The following is a 13606-nucleotide window of genomic DNA, read 5'->3' as shown; positions in this document are numbered from 1 at the left end:
GCGCCCCCCCGCGGGTGAACTGGGCTGGCGGCCCCACGGGCCGCGGGCGCGGATTACCTTTTTGGGTGTGGGGCGCGGGGGGGCCGGGCCCGTTCCCGAAGAGGAGCCCCGGCGGCGGCTGACGGCGACTCCCGGCACGGTCACCGGTACCGCGCGGCGGAAGGCCCGCATCAGCCCATGGGCCGACGGCGGACCGGCCTCCGAAGGCGGAGAGACGCCGCTCGGATCGTTCGGGGCGCTGGGTGGTGGGGTCGGCGGCGGAGAGGGGCAGGGCGATACGGCCGGTGCTCGCACATCGGGTCGGCGACGTCGGGGCAGGGGGCAGCGTGGTCGACGGGGTGGCCGGCCGGTGGCCGCGTGGCCGACTGCCTGGACGTGTGCGTCGGGCGCGTCTCGCGGGGGCGGGCGGGCCTTCCGGTGGCCGGCCTCTGGCGTCTTCAGTCCCTGATGAGGCAGAACGGATGACCGGCGGGGTCGGCGAAGACCCGCCAACTCCGCTTCCCATCCGCGTCGAGGAGCACGGCGCCCTTGCCGAGTACCTCCTCCTGGGCCCGGTCCAGGTCGTCCACCGACAGGTCGAGATGGAACTGCTGAGGGTGAGCCGGGTCCGGCCACCGCGGCGGCCGGTGGTCGGCCACCCGCTGGAACGCCAGCACGAACCCGCCCTCGGTGTGCAGGGTCGCCCAGCCGTCGTCGAGCGACCACCGGGGATCGGGCCGGTTCACCGAGCCGCCGAGCAGCGACTGGTAGAACCGGGACAGCTCATCGACGTCGGCGCAGTCCAGCACCACGCACTGCAGTTTGGCGATCACGACGGGCAGCGTCTCACGCCGTCCGCCGCGCCGAGATCCCGACCCGGGCCCGGCGGCCGGGCCGCCCTGTGCGGTCGTACACCACCGAGGTCCCCGTACTGCTGAAGGTCTCCCCGCTCAGCGCCGCCCGCTGCACGATGTCCACCCAGCCGGTGCACGCGCCCGAGTCGGTGTAGACCGGCTCGGCGATGCGGAACGCGAAGCCACCGGCCGCGCCACCAGCCGTGGCCCGCCAGCTCCCGGCACCGCCCGACGCCAGGAACACCCGGCCGTCCACGGTGAAGTGCAGTACGCCCGGATACGTGCCGCTGGGCCGGGTCACCTGGACCGTCCAGGCCCCGGCCGGTGTCAGCGTGCGGGAGTCCACCGGGAGCGAGGCTTTCACACCGCCGTCCGCGCCGCGGCCGGAGCCGGGGTCGCGCTCGCCTGCGCCTGCCACGTCTTGAGGTCGAAGCCCGGCCGGGCCGCCTCCTCCGGGGACGGACCCGTGGCGTCCGAGGCCAGCAGACGGCGCGTGATCATATGGTCGGCCGGGCGGTTCACCGACTCGGTGCCCACCAGCCGGTCTCCGCGGAAGCAGAGCACGGAGAACCTCCGCCCGGCCGGATCGCCCACCGTCACCGTGCGGTCATGGCCCCCGGTGATGCCCGCGATCTGCACCCGCAGGTCGTACTGCTCCGTCCAGAACCACGGCACGGCGGTGTACGGGACCGGCTCGCCGCACAGCGCCGCCGCCACGCAGCGGGCCTGGTCGGAGGCGTTCTGCACGGACTCAAGACGCAGCGTCCCCGCTGTGTGCGGGGCATGGGGGGTGGGGAAGCGGGCGCAGTCGCCGATGGCGTACACGGCGGGGTCGCTGGTGCGCAGCGACGCGTCCACGATCACGCCGTCGCCCACGTCGAGGCCGGCGTCCGCCGCCAGGTCGACGGAGGGCAGCACACCGATGCCCACCACGACCACATCGGCGGGGATACGCCGGCCGTCGTTCAGCTCTACCACGCGGACATGGCCTTCACGGTCGCCGTCCAGACCGGTCACCTCGGTGCCGGGCAGGATGCGTACGTCCCGCGCCGCGTGTTCGGCGGTGAGGAACTCCGAGACGTGGCTCGTCACCGTACGGCCCAGGACCCGGCTGCCCGCCTCGACCACCGTCGTGCGCACGCCCAGGCCGGTGGCCGTGGCGGCGAGCTCCATGCCGATGAAACCGGCGCCGATGACCACCAGGTGCGCCGCACCGGACAGTTCACGGCGCAGCACGTCAGCGTCCGCGAGGCTGCGCAGCGACAGCACACCGGCGAGCCCCGTGCCCGGCACGGGCAGCGGGCGCGGGCGGGCGCCGGTGGCCAGTACCAGGCTGTCGTAGCGAAGGGTGCGCCCGGATGCGAGCAGCACCTGGGACGCGTCCCGGTCGATGGAGGTCACCCGGTCGCCGCTGACCCGCTCGATGCCCTGGGCGGGATAGAAGTCCTCGGGGCGCAGCTCGAGCTCGCCGGGCACGGCCTTGCCCGAGAGATACGCCTTGGACAGCGGGGGGCGCTGGTAAGGGACGGGCAACTCGTCGCCTATCAGCAACACACCCCCGTCGAAACCCCGTGCGCGCAGCGCGGCGGCCGTGTCCGAGCCCGCCTGCCCGGCGCCCACGATGACCACCTGGTGCCCGGCCATCAGCTCTGCCGCTCCGGCAGGTGCACCACAAGGCCGTCGATGGCGTCCGACACGGGCAGCTGGCAGCTCAGCCGGCTGGTCTCCCGGCGCGGGCTGGCCGTGCCGTACAGCACGTCGTCCTCGACATCGTCCATCGGCGGCAGCGGCAGGGTGTTGGCCTCGTCGATGTACACATGGCAGGTGCCGCACTGCGCGGAACCCCCGCACTGCGCCTCGATGCCGTTCACGTTGTTCAGCTTCGCGCCCCGCATGACGGTGTTGGGTTCGGGGACGTCGAGCACGGTCTCGCTGCCGTCGGGATGTGTGTACCTGATCTTGGCCATGGCGCCTCCTCGTGGGATCCGTCCGTGTGTACGCCCCGGTACGCCCGGTACGCCCATGCGGCACGCGACTGTGGCAACGGCGGCTGGGGAGCGCCTCGGGGACTCCTCGGGGCCCCCTCGGGGACCTCTCGAAGGCACACGGCGGCGCGAGTCGACCGCCGCCCGAGCTGGTGTCGATCCACCGGGCCCAGCGTTCTGGTATGACCACCGCTGAGAGTCTGCGTACCTCCGATGCCGCCCCCGCCGAGGCAGGCGGCGGTCGCCGCCTCCGCCTGATCCTGCTCGCCTGCTGCCTGGGCCAGTTCATGAACGTGCTCGACGCCTCGGTCGTGAACGTGGCCCTGCCCTCGATCGGCGCCGAGCTCGGCTTCGCCCCCACCCGGCTGAACTGGGTGAACAACGCCTACACCATCGCCGTCTGCGGCTTCCTGCTGCTCGGTGGACGGTTCGCCGACCTCTTCGGGCAGCGCCGGGTCTTCCTCGCCGGCGTCGCGCTGTTCACCCTCGCCAGCAGCGTCGGCGGGATGGCCGACGACCCGGCGACCCTGGTGCTCGCCCGCGCCTTCCAGGGACTCGGCGCCGCCGTCATGGCGCCCGCCACCCTCACCGTGCTCGGCACCACCTTCACCGCGCCCGGCGCCCGCGCCAGGGCGTTCGGTATGTGGAGCGTGGTGTCGGGCGCCGCGGGCGCGGTCGGTGTGCTGGCGGGCGGGCTGATCACCGAGTGGTTCTCCTGGCGCTGGATCCTGCTGGTGAACGTGCCCATCGGACTGCTGCTGTTCGCCCTGGTGCGCTGGGTGGTGCCCGAGACCCCCGGCAGCGGCGCCGGACGGCGCGCCCTCGACGTACCGGGCGCGGTCACCGTCACCGCCGGGCTGATGGCCGTCGCGTACGGTATCGCCGAGTCGCACACCTACGGCTGGGGCTCGTCGCACGTCCTGGGCGCACTCGGCGCGGGAGTCGTGCTGCTGGTGCTGTTCCTGCTGATCCAGGCGAAGTTCGCCGCCTCGCCGCTGGTACCGCTCGCCGTCTTCCGCAACCGTTCGGTGAGCAGCGCCAACCTGGTCGCGTTCTTCAGCATCGCCGCGCTGTTCAGCACCTTCTACTTCTTCACCCTCACTCTCCAGCAGGTGCTCGGCTACAGCCCGCTGCGTACCGGGCTCAGCTATCTGCCCCTGTCGCTGGGGATCGCGTTCGGCGGCTGGGGCGTCTCCCGGCTGGTGCCCCGTACCGGCCCGCGGCCCGTGCTGATCACCGGGCTCGCCCTCTCGGCGGTCGGACTGCTGTGGCTGTCCCGGATCGGTGAACACTCGGCCTACACCACCGGTGTACTGGGCCCGGCCCTGCTGCTCGGCTTCGGCATGGGCGGGGTCCTGAACGCCACCACCAACGCCGCCACCGCGGGGCTGCCGCCCCGGCAGGCCGGGCTCGCGTCCGGGCTGCTCAACACCACCCGGCAGCTCGGCAGCGCCATCGGCCTGGTGGCGTTGGCCGCCGTGTCCGCCGCCCGTACCGAGACGGCGCTCGGCGGGGGAGGCACCCTGCCGCAGGCCCTTGTGTCCGGATACGGTCTCGCCCTCGCCGGCGCCGCCGTGTTCTGCCTCGCGGGGCTGCTCGCCGCGCTCGCGGTGCCCTCACGTAACGCCCTGGACTGATCCGGGACCGATCCAGGACCTCTCAAGGCGCTGACGAGACGCTGACCGCCTGACCTGAAGGGGAGGTTCTGCGGTGGCAACCAAGCGGTCCGCGACGACACCGCCCGACGTGCTGAGCGAGTTCCGCGCCCAGCAGCCGCGGTGGACCACGAGCACATCCGACGCCGGGAGCGGCGGCACGGTCGAGCACACGACCATCGAGGTACCGGTCGACTACACCAGGCCGGAAGGCGAGCGCCTCACCATCGCCCTCACCCGCCACCGGGCGACCGATCCCGGGCGCCGGCGCGGCATCCTGCTGTCCGTCAACGGCGGGCCCGGTGGCGACTGGGGCAGGGGCCGGGGGCTGGCCGCCGCCTACGCGGGCACCCCCGTGCACGAGGTCTACGACCTCGTCGGCTTCGACCCGCGCGGTACGGGGGCGTCCACCCCGCTGCACGCCGAAGTGACGGTCCCCAAGGCGCCGTTCGACTCACGGCCGCCGGACTCCGCGTTCGAGGCGCTCGCCGAGGACATGCGGCAGCGCGAGCTGGGCTGCGAACGCGGCGGCGGCACCCTGCGCCCCCACATCAGTACCCGCAACACCGCACGTGACATGGACCTCGTCCGCTCCGTGCTCGGCGAGGAGCGGCTCAGTTTCGTCGGATACGCGTACGGGGCCTATGTCGGCGCGGTGTTCGGCAGCATGTTCCCCGAACGGCTCGACCGCAGTGTGCTCGACTCCTGCGTCAACCCCGACTGGACCTGGCGCGAGCAGTTCCTGTGGCAGGGCGACGCGGTCCAGCGCAACGTGGACCAGTGGGCCCACTGGACCGCCGACCGGCACAGCCACTTCGGCCTCGGACGGGACGCTCGCCAGGTGCTCGCCCGCGTGGAGGAGGTCGCCGCCCAGCTCGAAAAGCTGGACGGCGGTCCCCAGTCGCGCACCCTGTTCGACGGGGCCGTCGGCACCCGCGCCACCGACCGGTCCCAGTGGGCCGACCTTGGCACCCTCGTCGCCCGGCTCTCGGACGCCGGCAGCGCCGGTGACGCGGAGGCCGCCAGCGGACTGCTGGCCGAGCAGGGCACCTGGCGGCCCCAGGACAACGAGGGCGAGCTGCGCACCGGCGTGCTGGAGGCCATCACCCTGGAGCATGCCTGGCCCGACGACCTGGAGGTCTACTACCGGGACATGCGCGACTTCCGTACCCGCTTCCCGTACGGCTACGGCGTGCTGCGCGCCCAGCCCTGGGTGGGCGCCTTCCGCACCTTCACACCCCCCGAGCCGCCGACCGCCATCACCCGCGACGGCTACCCCGTGGGCCTGGTGGTCCAGGCCGACGGCGACCCGCTGGACCACTACGCGGGCGGCGTCGCCATGGCGGAACGCCTCGGCCACCATCTGATCACCGTGGCGGACTCGGGCGACCACGAGGTCTACCGCCTGCTGGGCAACCCGGAACTGGATGCTTTGGTGGACCGCTACCTGGTGGACGGGGACCTGCCGCCGTCACGTGTGAGCGTCCCCGGCACCACACCGAGGCCGGACATCCCGGCCGACGTCGACCAGCTCTGACCGGCGGCCATAGCGAGCACGCCGAAGCGGGCCCTGTCCTCCACGAGGACAGGGCCCGCTTCATGGGCGGTGCCCCGGGATCACCAGCCCTCGACCGGCAGCTCCCACAGCCCGTAGATGACCGCGCCCTCCTTGCGCCCGATCTCCAGGAACGGCTTGGCCAGCTTCAGCCCCGGTATCCGGTCGAACAGCTTGCTCCAGACGAGCTCCAGCTCAAGGCGCGCCAGGTCAGCCCCGATGCAGTGGTGCACCCCGTGCCCGAAGCCGAGGTGCTTGCGGCTGCCCCGGCTGATGATCAGCTTCTCCGGCTCGGGGAACACCTCCGGGTCGCGGTTGGCGGCCAGGCCCAGGCACAGGATGCCGTCGCCCTTGGGGATCACCTTGCCGCCGATCTCGATGTCCTCCAGCGCCACCCTGGGGACTGCGGTGTCGCCGATGGTCGCGATCCGCACCAGCTCCTCGACGGCCGGCTTGACCAGTGACTTGTCGTTCCTGAGCAGTTCGAGCTGGTCGGGGTTCTCCAGCAGGCAGGCGGTGCCCAGCGAGATCTGGCTGGCGGTGGTCTCGTGGCCGCCGTTCATCAGCAGCCGCACCATGTTGAACAGATCGCGGTCGGTGTACGCCTCGCCCGACTCCTCGTAGTCCGCCATCGCCCGGCTCAGCAGGTCGTCACCCGGTTCGCGCTTCTTGAGCTGGATCAGCTCCTCGACATACGCGTTGACCTCCACGATCGCGGCCTGCCGCTCCTCGGTGGAGCTGTGGCCGCCGAGCAGGGCCGTGCCGTGCTTGATGAAGAAGTCGTGCCGGTCCTGCGGGATGCCGAGCAGCTCGCAGATCACGGTCATCGGCACGGCCAGCGAGAACACCCGGTGCATGTCCACGGGCGGTTCCATGGCCAGCATCTTGTCGATGTGCTCGTCGACGATCTCCTCGATACGCGGACGCAGCCGCTGCACCTGCCGGTTGGTGAAGGTCAGCGCGGCCTTCCGGCGGGTGGAGGCGTGCTCCTTGCCGTCGTAGCCGATGAAGGAGGTCTCGGTGCGGTACTCGGGCGGCGCGATGAAGTAGAAGGGGAAGTTCGCGTGCTTGCGGGAGGCACTGACCCGGGGGTCGGTGAGCAGCTTGCGGATCGTCTCGTAGCCGGTGACGGTCCAGATCCGCAGCCCGGAGCCGGTCAGGGTCACCTGGGAGACGTCCTCCTCGACCATCTCCGTGTACTGCGGCGGCGGTGTGAAGGGGCAGCCGCGGGTGTACGGGAAGGTCGCGGACTGCTGTTCCGGGCCGGACTCGGTGCCGGACTCGGCGGCGTGTGTGGTCACGGTGGGTGGGTCCTTCCTGAAGTGCGAGTGCGAGTGCGAGGGCGAGGGGTCAGCGCGGGGGGCCGAAGAACGCGCGCAGTTCGGCCGTCAGCAGTTCGGGCTGTTCGAGTGCGGGGAAGTGCCCGCCGCGGTCGTGGTCGGTGAAGCGGCGCAGATCGGTGAAACGCCCCTCGATCCAGGGGCGCGGCATCCGCCCGTCCTTGGGGAAGTTGGAGACCGCCGACGGAATGTCCACCGGGCCGAGTGCCAGCTTGTTCTGGCTCTCCCAGTAGATGCGGGCCGAGGACGCGGCGGTGCCGGCCAGCCATCCCACCGTGACGGCGTCGAGCAGCCGGTCGCGTGGGATGACCTTCTCCAGGTCGCCGTCGTGGTCGCTCCAGGCCCAGTACTTCTCCGCCATCCAGGCCAGTTGCCCGGCCGGGGAGTCCGTCAGCCCGTAGCCGAGGGTCTGCGGGCGGGTGGTCTGGATGACCGAGTAGCCGCCCTCCTTCTGCTGGAACCGCTTCATCGCGGCGAGGCCCGCCAGGTCCCGCTCGGACAGCTCCACCTGCTCCTCGGGCGGGCGGGCGAACGGCATCGTCAGATGGATGCCGATAAGCCGACGGGTGTCGGCGGGCCGCGCGGTGTCGCGTTCGCCCAGGATGGCCGTGACGAACGAGCCCCAGTCGACGCCGTGGGCGGCGTACCGCTCGTAGCCGAGTCGGGACATCAGCTCGTCCCAGGCGGCGGCGATGCGCTCCGCGGTCCAGCCGGTGGCCGCGGGCCGGTCGCTGAACCCGTAGCCGGGCAGCGAGGGGCAGACGACATGGAAGGCGTCGGCCGGGTCGTCGGGGTCGGTCAGTGGGCCGATGAGGTCGAGGAACTCGACCACCGAGCCGGGCCAGCCGTGGCTGATCAGCAGGGGCACGGCGGTCTCGTGCCGGGAGCGGACATGCAGGAAGTGGATGCCGAGACCGTCGATCTCGGTACGGAACTGGGGAAGGGCGTTCAGCCGGGCCTCGGTCGCCCGCCAGTCGTAGCGCTCCGCCCAGTACGAGCACAGGTCCTGTACGTATCCGAGCGGGGCGCCCTGCGACCAGTCGGACACCGTCTCGGGTTCCGGCCAGCGGGTACGGGACAGCCGCAGTCGCAGGTCCGCGAGGTCGGACTCGGGGGTGTCGACGCGGAAGGGGACGATGCCGCGGCTCATGACTGGGCCCCGCCGACGTCCATACCACCGTCGATGGTGATGATCTGACCGGTCACCAGGTCGCTCGACGGGTCGGTGAGGCGGGTGATCCAGGAGCTGATGTCCTCGGCCTCGGCCACCCGTCCGAGCGGGATGCCGTGTACGACCCCGGCGAACAGTCCCTCCACCTGCTCCGGGCTCAGCCCGTTGGCCGCGTACGCGTCGGTGCGCACAAAGCCGGGGGCGACCGCGTTGACCCGGATGCCCTGGCCGGACAGCTCCGCCGCCCAGCTCTTGGTGAAGCTGTGCAGCGCGGCCTTGCTCGCGGAGTAGACGGAGCTGCCGGGGCCCGGGTTGTGACCGCCCCGGCTGGAGACCAGCACGATGCTGCCGCCGGGGGAGCGCAGCAGCGGCAGCAGGCGGTGAGTCAGCACCAGTGGGCCCAGCACGTTGATGTCGAAGACCTCACGGGCCACGTCCGCTTCCAGCGCGGCGAGCGGGCTGAACCGGAACACCCCCGCGTTGTGCACCAGGACGTCCAGGCTGCCGCCCGCGACAGCCACCGCGTCCGCCACGGCCTGCGCGCCCTCGTCGGTGGTGACGTCGGCGGTCACCGGCACGATGGCGGGGCTGAGGGCGGCGGTGGCGTCGAGACGGTCCTTGCGGCGTCCGGTGACGATCACGGTCCGGGCACCGAGGCCCGCGAAGGCGAGGGCGGTCGCGCGGCCGATGCCGGTGCCGCCTCCGGTGATGACGACGGTGCGGCCGTCGAACGGCTGGTCGGTCATGACGGTTTGCCTCTTTCCTCAGGATCCTCGGGGTTCGTCAGGGAGCGGGGGCAGGGAAGCAAGAGAGCGGCGAAGCGGTGGAGCAAGAGCGCGGCGGAGCAAGAGCGCGGCGAAGCGGTGGAGCAAGAGCGCGGCGGAGCAAGAGAGCGGCGGTAAGGCGGTGCGGGGAAGCACGCGGCGGTACGGGCGCCGGGACACAGATGTGCGAAGTGTCGCCGCCGCCGCTCGGGCCGCCCTTGAGGGCCCGGCTTGAGGGGTTCTGTAGGGTCCGTCCCCTACGGTGCCCGGCATGCTGATCACGCATCGTGCGAACGGCCAGTCCGAGCGGCGGCGGAGCGGCGGGCCGCTGAGCGGACTGCGCGTCATCGAGCTGGCCGGAATCGGCCCCGGCCCCTTCGCCTGCATGCTGCTCGCCGACATGGGCGCCGACGTCATACGCGTCGACCGCGCCGACGGACAGCGGTCGTTCGGCGGCTGGCACCGGTATCTGGACCGGGGGCGGCGCTCGCTGGCTCTCGATCTCAAGGACCCGCGGGGCGCCGAGACCGTGCTACGGCTCGTGGAGCGCGGCGACGTACTCGTGGAGGGTTTCCGCCCCGGTGTCACCGAGCGCCTGGGCATCGGTCCCGAGCAGTGCGCGCGGCGCAATCCGGCACTGGTGTACGCGCGGATGACGGGTTGGGGCCAGGACGGGCCGCTGGCGCAGACCCCCGGCCATGACATCAACTACATCGCGCTCAGCGGGGCGCTGGACGCCATAGGGCCGGCCGAAGGCGCTCCCGTACCGCCGGTCAACCTGCTGGGCGACTTCGCGGGCGGCGCCCTGTACCTCGTCACCGGAATCCTCGCCGCCGTCCACGCGAGCCGGAGTTCGGGACGGGGGCAGGTGGTGGACACCGCGATCACCGACGGCACGGCGTCACTGCTCGGCATGCTGCTCGGGATGGCCGACGCGGGAGAGTGGGGGCAGGGACGGGGCGGCAACCTGCTGGACGGCGGTGCCCCCTACTACGGGGTCTACCGCTGCGCCGACGGACGCTATGTGGCGGTCGGCGCCCTGGAGGAGCGCTTCTACCGGGCGCTGCTCGACGGTCTGGGACTCGACGGTCCGGGACTCGGCGGCCGGCCGTTGCCCGACCGTACGGACCGGGGCAACTGGCCCGCGTTGCGGGCCGAGTTCGAGAAACGATTCGCCACACGTGACCGAGACGACTGGGCCGCCGTCTTCGACGGCACCGAAGCCTGCGTCAGCCCGGTCCTGACCGTGGCGGAAGCCGCGCGGCACCCCCACCACCGGGCCCGCGGCACCTATCTCCCGACGCCCCACGGCGCCCAGCCCGCACCCGCTCCCCGGTTCGGCGGCACCCCCGCCGCCCTGCCGCCGCCCGCACCCCGCCCCGGTGCCCACACCAGGGAGGTACTCGCCGAGTGCGGCTGGACCCCGGCCGAGGTCGACGAGCTGCTGCGCACCGGAGCGGCGGTGGGCGCTCCCGACTTCGCGAGCGGCAGCGGGCGTCGACCGCCGCTCCAGGCCTTCCCGAGGACCGCGCCGGACGGTGGCCCGACAGAAGCCGCCGGGTGACGGGCATCGGCGGCGCGAGTGAGGAGGGGCGGGATGGCCGAGGAGAGCCTTCAGCTCTACGACACGACCCTGCGCGACGGCAGTCAGCAGGAGGGCATGGTCCTGACGGTCGATGAGAAGCTCGCCGTCGCCCGCCACCTGGACGCCCTCGGTGTGGGCTTCATCGAGGGCGGCTGGCCCGGGGCGGTGCCCCGGGACACGGAGTTCTTCCATCGCGCCCAGACCGAACTCCAGCTCGAAAACGCTCGACTGGTGGCCTTCGGCGCCACACGCCGGGCCGGTGTCCCGGTCTCCCTCGACCCCCAGGTGCGCGCCCTGCTGTCAGCCGGCACACCGGCGATCACCATCGTCGGCAAGAGCCACACCGGACATGTGCAGCGCGCCCTGCGCACCACCCTCGCCGAGAACCTCGCCATGATCGGCAGCACGGTCCGCCACCTGGTGCACGCCGGCCGCCGGGTCTTCCTCGACGCCGAGCACTACTTCGACGGCTACCGGCTCAACCACGACTACGCCCTCGCCGTGGTGCGCACCGCCGCCGAAGCCGGGGCCGAGGCCGTGGTGCTGTGCGACACCAACGGCGGCTCCCTGCCCGACGAGATCGCCGCGATCGTCACCGAGACCATCGCGCTGACGGGCGTCCCCGTCGGCATCCACTGCCATGACGACACCGGCTGCGCCGTCGCCAACACCATGGCTGCCGTGGACGCCGGAGCCATGCACATCCAGGGCACCGCTCACGGCTACGGCGAACGCTGCGGAAACGCAAACCTGTTCACCGTGATCGGCAACCTCGTCCTGAAGAAGCAACACAAGGCGGTGGACCCGGAACTGCTCACCGGTATGACCGCCACCGCCGGTGCCATCACCGAACTCACCGGCATTCCCTCCCGCCTGTCCGCCCCCTACGTCGGAGCCTCCGCCTTCACCCACAAGGCGGGTCTGCACGCGTCCGCACTGCGGATAGACCCCGGCCTGTACCAGCACATCGACCCGGCAGGGGTCGGCAACGCCATGCGCACCCTGGTCTCCGACATGGGCGGCCGGTCATCCGTCGAGCTCAAGGCGCGCGAGCTCGGCTACGACGTGGCAGCGGGCTCCGACGAAGTGGCCCGCGCCGCCGCCCGTATCAAGGAACTGGAAAGCGACGGCTACAGCTTCGAGTCCGCCGACGCCTCCTTCGAACTGCTGCTGCGCGAGGAACTGGCGGGCAGCGCCGCCGAACCGCCGTTCCAGGTCGACTCCTGGCAGGTGTCCGTCGCCCGCGAACGCGGCCGTGAGGTACGCACCGAGGCCGCCGTACGCCTGCGGATCGACGGCGTCCCGCTGGCCGCCACCGGGCACGGCAACGGTCCGGTCAACGCCCTGGACCGGGCCCTGCACCAGGCACTCGACCCGTTCTTCCCGCAGCTCGCCAGGCTGGAGCTGGTGGACTACCGGGTACGAGTGCTGGCCGGCGAGACCGGCAGCGGCGCCCGGGCCCGCGTGCTGATCTCGTACCGACACGGCGAACGCCGCTGGGGCACCGTCGGGGTGGACCAGAACACGGTCACGGCGAGCTGGCGCGCCCTGCTCGACGCCGTCCACTACGTGCTCCTCGACGACGTACGCCCCGGTGGCGGAGCGGTGCCGCTCGCCGCCGTCCGGGCGGGCTGAAGAACCCTCGACTCCGGGAGTAGCTGTGCGTGTGGAAGACATCTACATACGGGGGACGTCCGTACGGCTCCCCAGTGTGGCATCCGTCGCCGACGCCGTCGCGCAGGGTGCCTGCCCACCCAAGGTGGCCTCCGCCACCGGAATGGTGTCCGTGGCGTACTCGCCCGACGAGTCCGCCGCCGAGATGGCCGCCGCGGCGGCCCGGACGGCGGTGGACCGCGCCGGCTGCTCGCCCGAGGACATCGACCTGCTGCTGCACGCGGACACGTACCACCAGGGCCAGGACCTGTGGCCGGTCGCCTCGTACATCCAGCGCGAGGCGCTCGGCAACTCCTGCCCGGCCCTCGAGATCCGGCAGATGTCCAACGGCGGCCTGGCCGCGATCGACCTGGCCACCGCGTACCTGCGTGCCGGCCACGGCAGTTGCGAGGCCCTGCTGACCACTGCCGACCGCTTCTGCGAACCGGGCATCGACCGCTGGCGCACCGACCCCGGTACCCCCTACGCCGACGGTGCCACCGCGCTGGTGCTCTCCCGCCGCGGAGGCTTCGGGCGGCTGCTGTCGCTCGCGCTGCTCGCCGACCCCGACCTCGAACCCCTGCACAGAGGCGACGAGCCGTTCACCCGCGCCCCGTTCGGCCATCGCATGCCCGTCGACTTCGACGAGGCCAAACGCGCCTTCATCGGACGGGTGGGCATGTCGTACGCCATCACCCGGGCCCACAACGGCCAGCAGACCGTCATCAAGCAGGCGCTGGCCGACGCCGGGATGGAACTGGCCGACGCACGCTGGGTGATCCTGCCCCACTTCGGCCGCCGCAGGCTCCAGTCCATCTACTACCAGCCGTTCGGCATCGACCCCGAGCGCACCACCTGGGACTGGAGCCGCACCGTGGGACACCTAGGCGCGGGCGACCAGTTCGCCGGTCTGGACCACCTCGTGGTGTCCGGGCGAGCCCGGCCCGGCGACCGCTGTGTCCTGATCAGCGTCGGCGCCGGATACAGCTGGGGCTGCGCCGTACTGGAGATCACCGAGCAGCCCCCCTGGGCCGCCGCCGCCGGCCAGGCCGACGGCCGCTGATC

12 protein-coding genes are annotated in these 13606 nt (G+C 72.2%); 5 read left to right on the top strand and 7 right to left on the bottom strand.

Annotated features, from left to right (window positions below; translation table 11 throughout):
- Nucleotides 1-437: 437 nt before the first annotated feature.
- From ACFWI9_RS20585 to ACFWI9_RS20570, 4 genes are read right to left on the bottom strand one after another with little or no spacing between them, the layout of a single operon-like run.
- Nucleotides 438-812 carry a VOC family protein gene (locus tag ACFWI9_RS20585; protein WP_387163961.1) on the bottom strand — a complete coding sequence of 125 codons (375 nt, stop codon included), beginning with the start codon at nucleotides 810-812 and terminating at the stop codon, nucleotides 438-440.
- 13 nt (nucleotides 813-825) lie between these two features.
- On the bottom strand, nucleotides 826-1197 hold the full coding sequence (locus ACFWI9_RS20580; protein WP_387163959.1) for a hypothetical protein: 372 nt from the start codon (nucleotides 1195-1197) through the stop codon (nucleotides 826-828).
- Nucleotides 1194-2477, bottom strand: a complete 1284-nt coding sequence (locus tag ACFWI9_RS20575; protein ID WP_387163957.1) for an NAD(P)/FAD-dependent oxidoreductase — start codon at nucleotides 2475-2477, stop codon at nucleotides 1194-1196. Before ACFWI9_RS20575 ends, ACFWI9_RS20580 begins: the two co-directional genes overlap by 4 nt.
- On the bottom strand, nucleotides 2477-2800 hold the full coding sequence (locus ACFWI9_RS20570; RefSeq protein ID WP_338676875.1) for a 2Fe-2S iron-sulfur cluster-binding protein: 324 nt from the start codon (nucleotides 2798-2800) through the stop codon (nucleotides 2477-2479). Before ACFWI9_RS20570 ends, ACFWI9_RS20575 begins: the two co-directional genes overlap by 1 nt.
- Before the next feature lie 200 nt (nucleotides 2801-3000).
- Between ACFWI9_RS20570 and ACFWI9_RS20565 the strand changes: the two genes are divergently transcribed.
- Nucleotides 3001-4455 carry an MFS transporter gene (locus ACFWI9_RS20565; protein ID WP_387163955.1) on the top strand — a complete coding sequence of 485 codons (1455 nt, stop codon included), beginning with the start codon at nucleotides 3001-3003 and terminating at the stop codon, nucleotides 4453-4455.
- Between the two features lie 73 nt (nucleotides 4456-4528).
- Entirely contained in the window at nucleotides 4529-6010 is a 1482-nt protein-coding gene (locus ACFWI9_RS20560) for an alpha/beta fold hydrolase (protein ID WP_387163953.1), read from the top strand.
- 80 nt (nucleotides 6011-6090) lie between these two features.
- Here the strand turns inward: ACFWI9_RS20560 and ACFWI9_RS20555 are convergent, their stop codons facing one another.
- From ACFWI9_RS20555 to ACFWI9_RS20545, 3 genes are read right to left on the bottom strand one after another with little or no spacing between them, the layout of a single operon-like run.
- Nucleotides 6091-7329 carry a cytochrome P450 gene (locus ACFWI9_RS20555; RefSeq protein ID WP_387163951.1) on the bottom strand — a complete coding sequence of 413 codons (1239 nt, stop codon included), beginning with the start codon at nucleotides 7327-7329 and terminating at the stop codon, nucleotides 6091-6093.
- A 49-nt stretch (nucleotides 7330-7378) separates the two neighbouring features.
- Nucleotides 7379-8518: an epoxide hydrolase family protein gene (locus ACFWI9_RS20550; protein ID WP_387163949.1), complete on the bottom strand. Its 1140-nt coding sequence runs from the start codon at nucleotides 8516-8518 to the stop codon at nucleotides 7379-7381.
- Nucleotides 8515-9285, bottom strand: a complete 771-nt coding sequence (locus ACFWI9_RS20545; RefSeq protein ID WP_387163947.1) for an SDR family NAD(P)-dependent oxidoreductase — start codon at nucleotides 9283-9285, stop codon at nucleotides 8515-8517. The genes ACFWI9_RS20550 and ACFWI9_RS20545 overlap by 4 nt, the downstream gene beginning before the upstream one ends.
- A gap of 289 nt (nucleotides 9286-9574) precedes the next feature.
- Here ACFWI9_RS20545 and ACFWI9_RS20540 point away from each other — a divergent pair, with 289 nt between their 5' ends.
- The 3 genes from ACFWI9_RS20540 to ACFWI9_RS20530 are packed head-to-tail and all read left to right on the top strand — an operon-like array spanning nucleotide 9575 to nucleotide 13604.
- Nucleotides 9575-10867 (top strand): CaiB/BaiF CoA transferase family protein, encoded by a 1293-nt coding sequence (locus ACFWI9_RS20540; protein WP_387163945.1) that lies wholly within the window; start codon nucleotides 9575-9577, stop codon nucleotides 10865-10867.
- Between the two features lie 33 nt (nucleotides 10868-10900).
- The gene (cimA, locus tag ACFWI9_RS20535) at nucleotides 10901-12523 is read left to right on the top strand and encodes a citramalate synthase (RefSeq protein WP_387163943.1); all 1623 of its coding nucleotides are present in this window, start codon (nucleotides 10901-10903) and stop codon (nucleotides 12521-12523) included.
- Nucleotides 12524-12548: 25 nt separating this feature from the next.
- Entirely contained in the window at nucleotides 12549-13604 is a 1056-nt protein-coding gene (locus ACFWI9_RS20530) for a ketoacyl-ACP synthase III family protein (protein ID WP_387163941.1), read from the top strand.
- The last annotated feature ends 2 nt before the right edge of the window (nucleotides 13605-13606 follow it).

The sequence above is a fragment of the Streptomyces sp. NPDC127084 genome, assembly GCF_042724175.1.
Taxonomy (GTDB): domain Bacteria; phylum Actinomycetota; class Actinomycetes; order Streptomycetales; family Streptomycetaceae; genus Streptomyces.
Note: the sequence above shows the minus strand (reverse complement) of the source record. Positions and strands in the feature narration are given on the sequence as shown.

What these genes read in the sequence shown, in the direction of transcription:
- ACFWI9_RS20575 (WP_387163957.1), bottom strand. Translation starts at nt 2,477, where the DNA reads ATGGCCGGGCACCAGGTGGTCATCGTGGGCGCCGGGCAGGCGGGCTCG.
- ACFWI9_RS20570 (WP_338676875.1), bottom strand. Translation starts at nt 2,800, where the DNA reads ATGGCCAAGATCAGGTACACACATCCCGACGGCAGCGAGACCGTGCTC.
- ACFWI9_RS20565 (WP_387163955.1), top strand. Translation starts at nt 3,001, where the DNA reads ATGACCACCGCTGAGAGTCTGCGTACCTCCGATGCCGCCCCCGCCGAG.
- ACFWI9_RS20550 (WP_387163949.1), bottom strand. Translation starts at nt 8,518, where the DNA reads ATGAGCCGCGGCATCGTCCCCTTCCGCGTCGACACCCCCGAGTCCGAC.
- ACFWI9_RS20545 (WP_387163947.1), bottom strand. Translation starts at nt 9,285, where the DNA reads ATGACCGACCAGCCGTTCGACGGCCGCACCGTCGTCATCACCGGAGGC.
- ACFWI9_RS20540 (WP_387163945.1), top strand. Translation starts at nt 9,575, where the DNA reads ATGCTGATCACGCATCGTGCGAACGGCCAGTCCGAGCGGCGGCGGAGC.
- cimA (WP_387163943.1), top strand. Translation starts at nt 10,901, where the DNA reads ATGGCCGAGGAGAGCCTTCAGCTCTACGACACGACCCTGCGCGACGGC.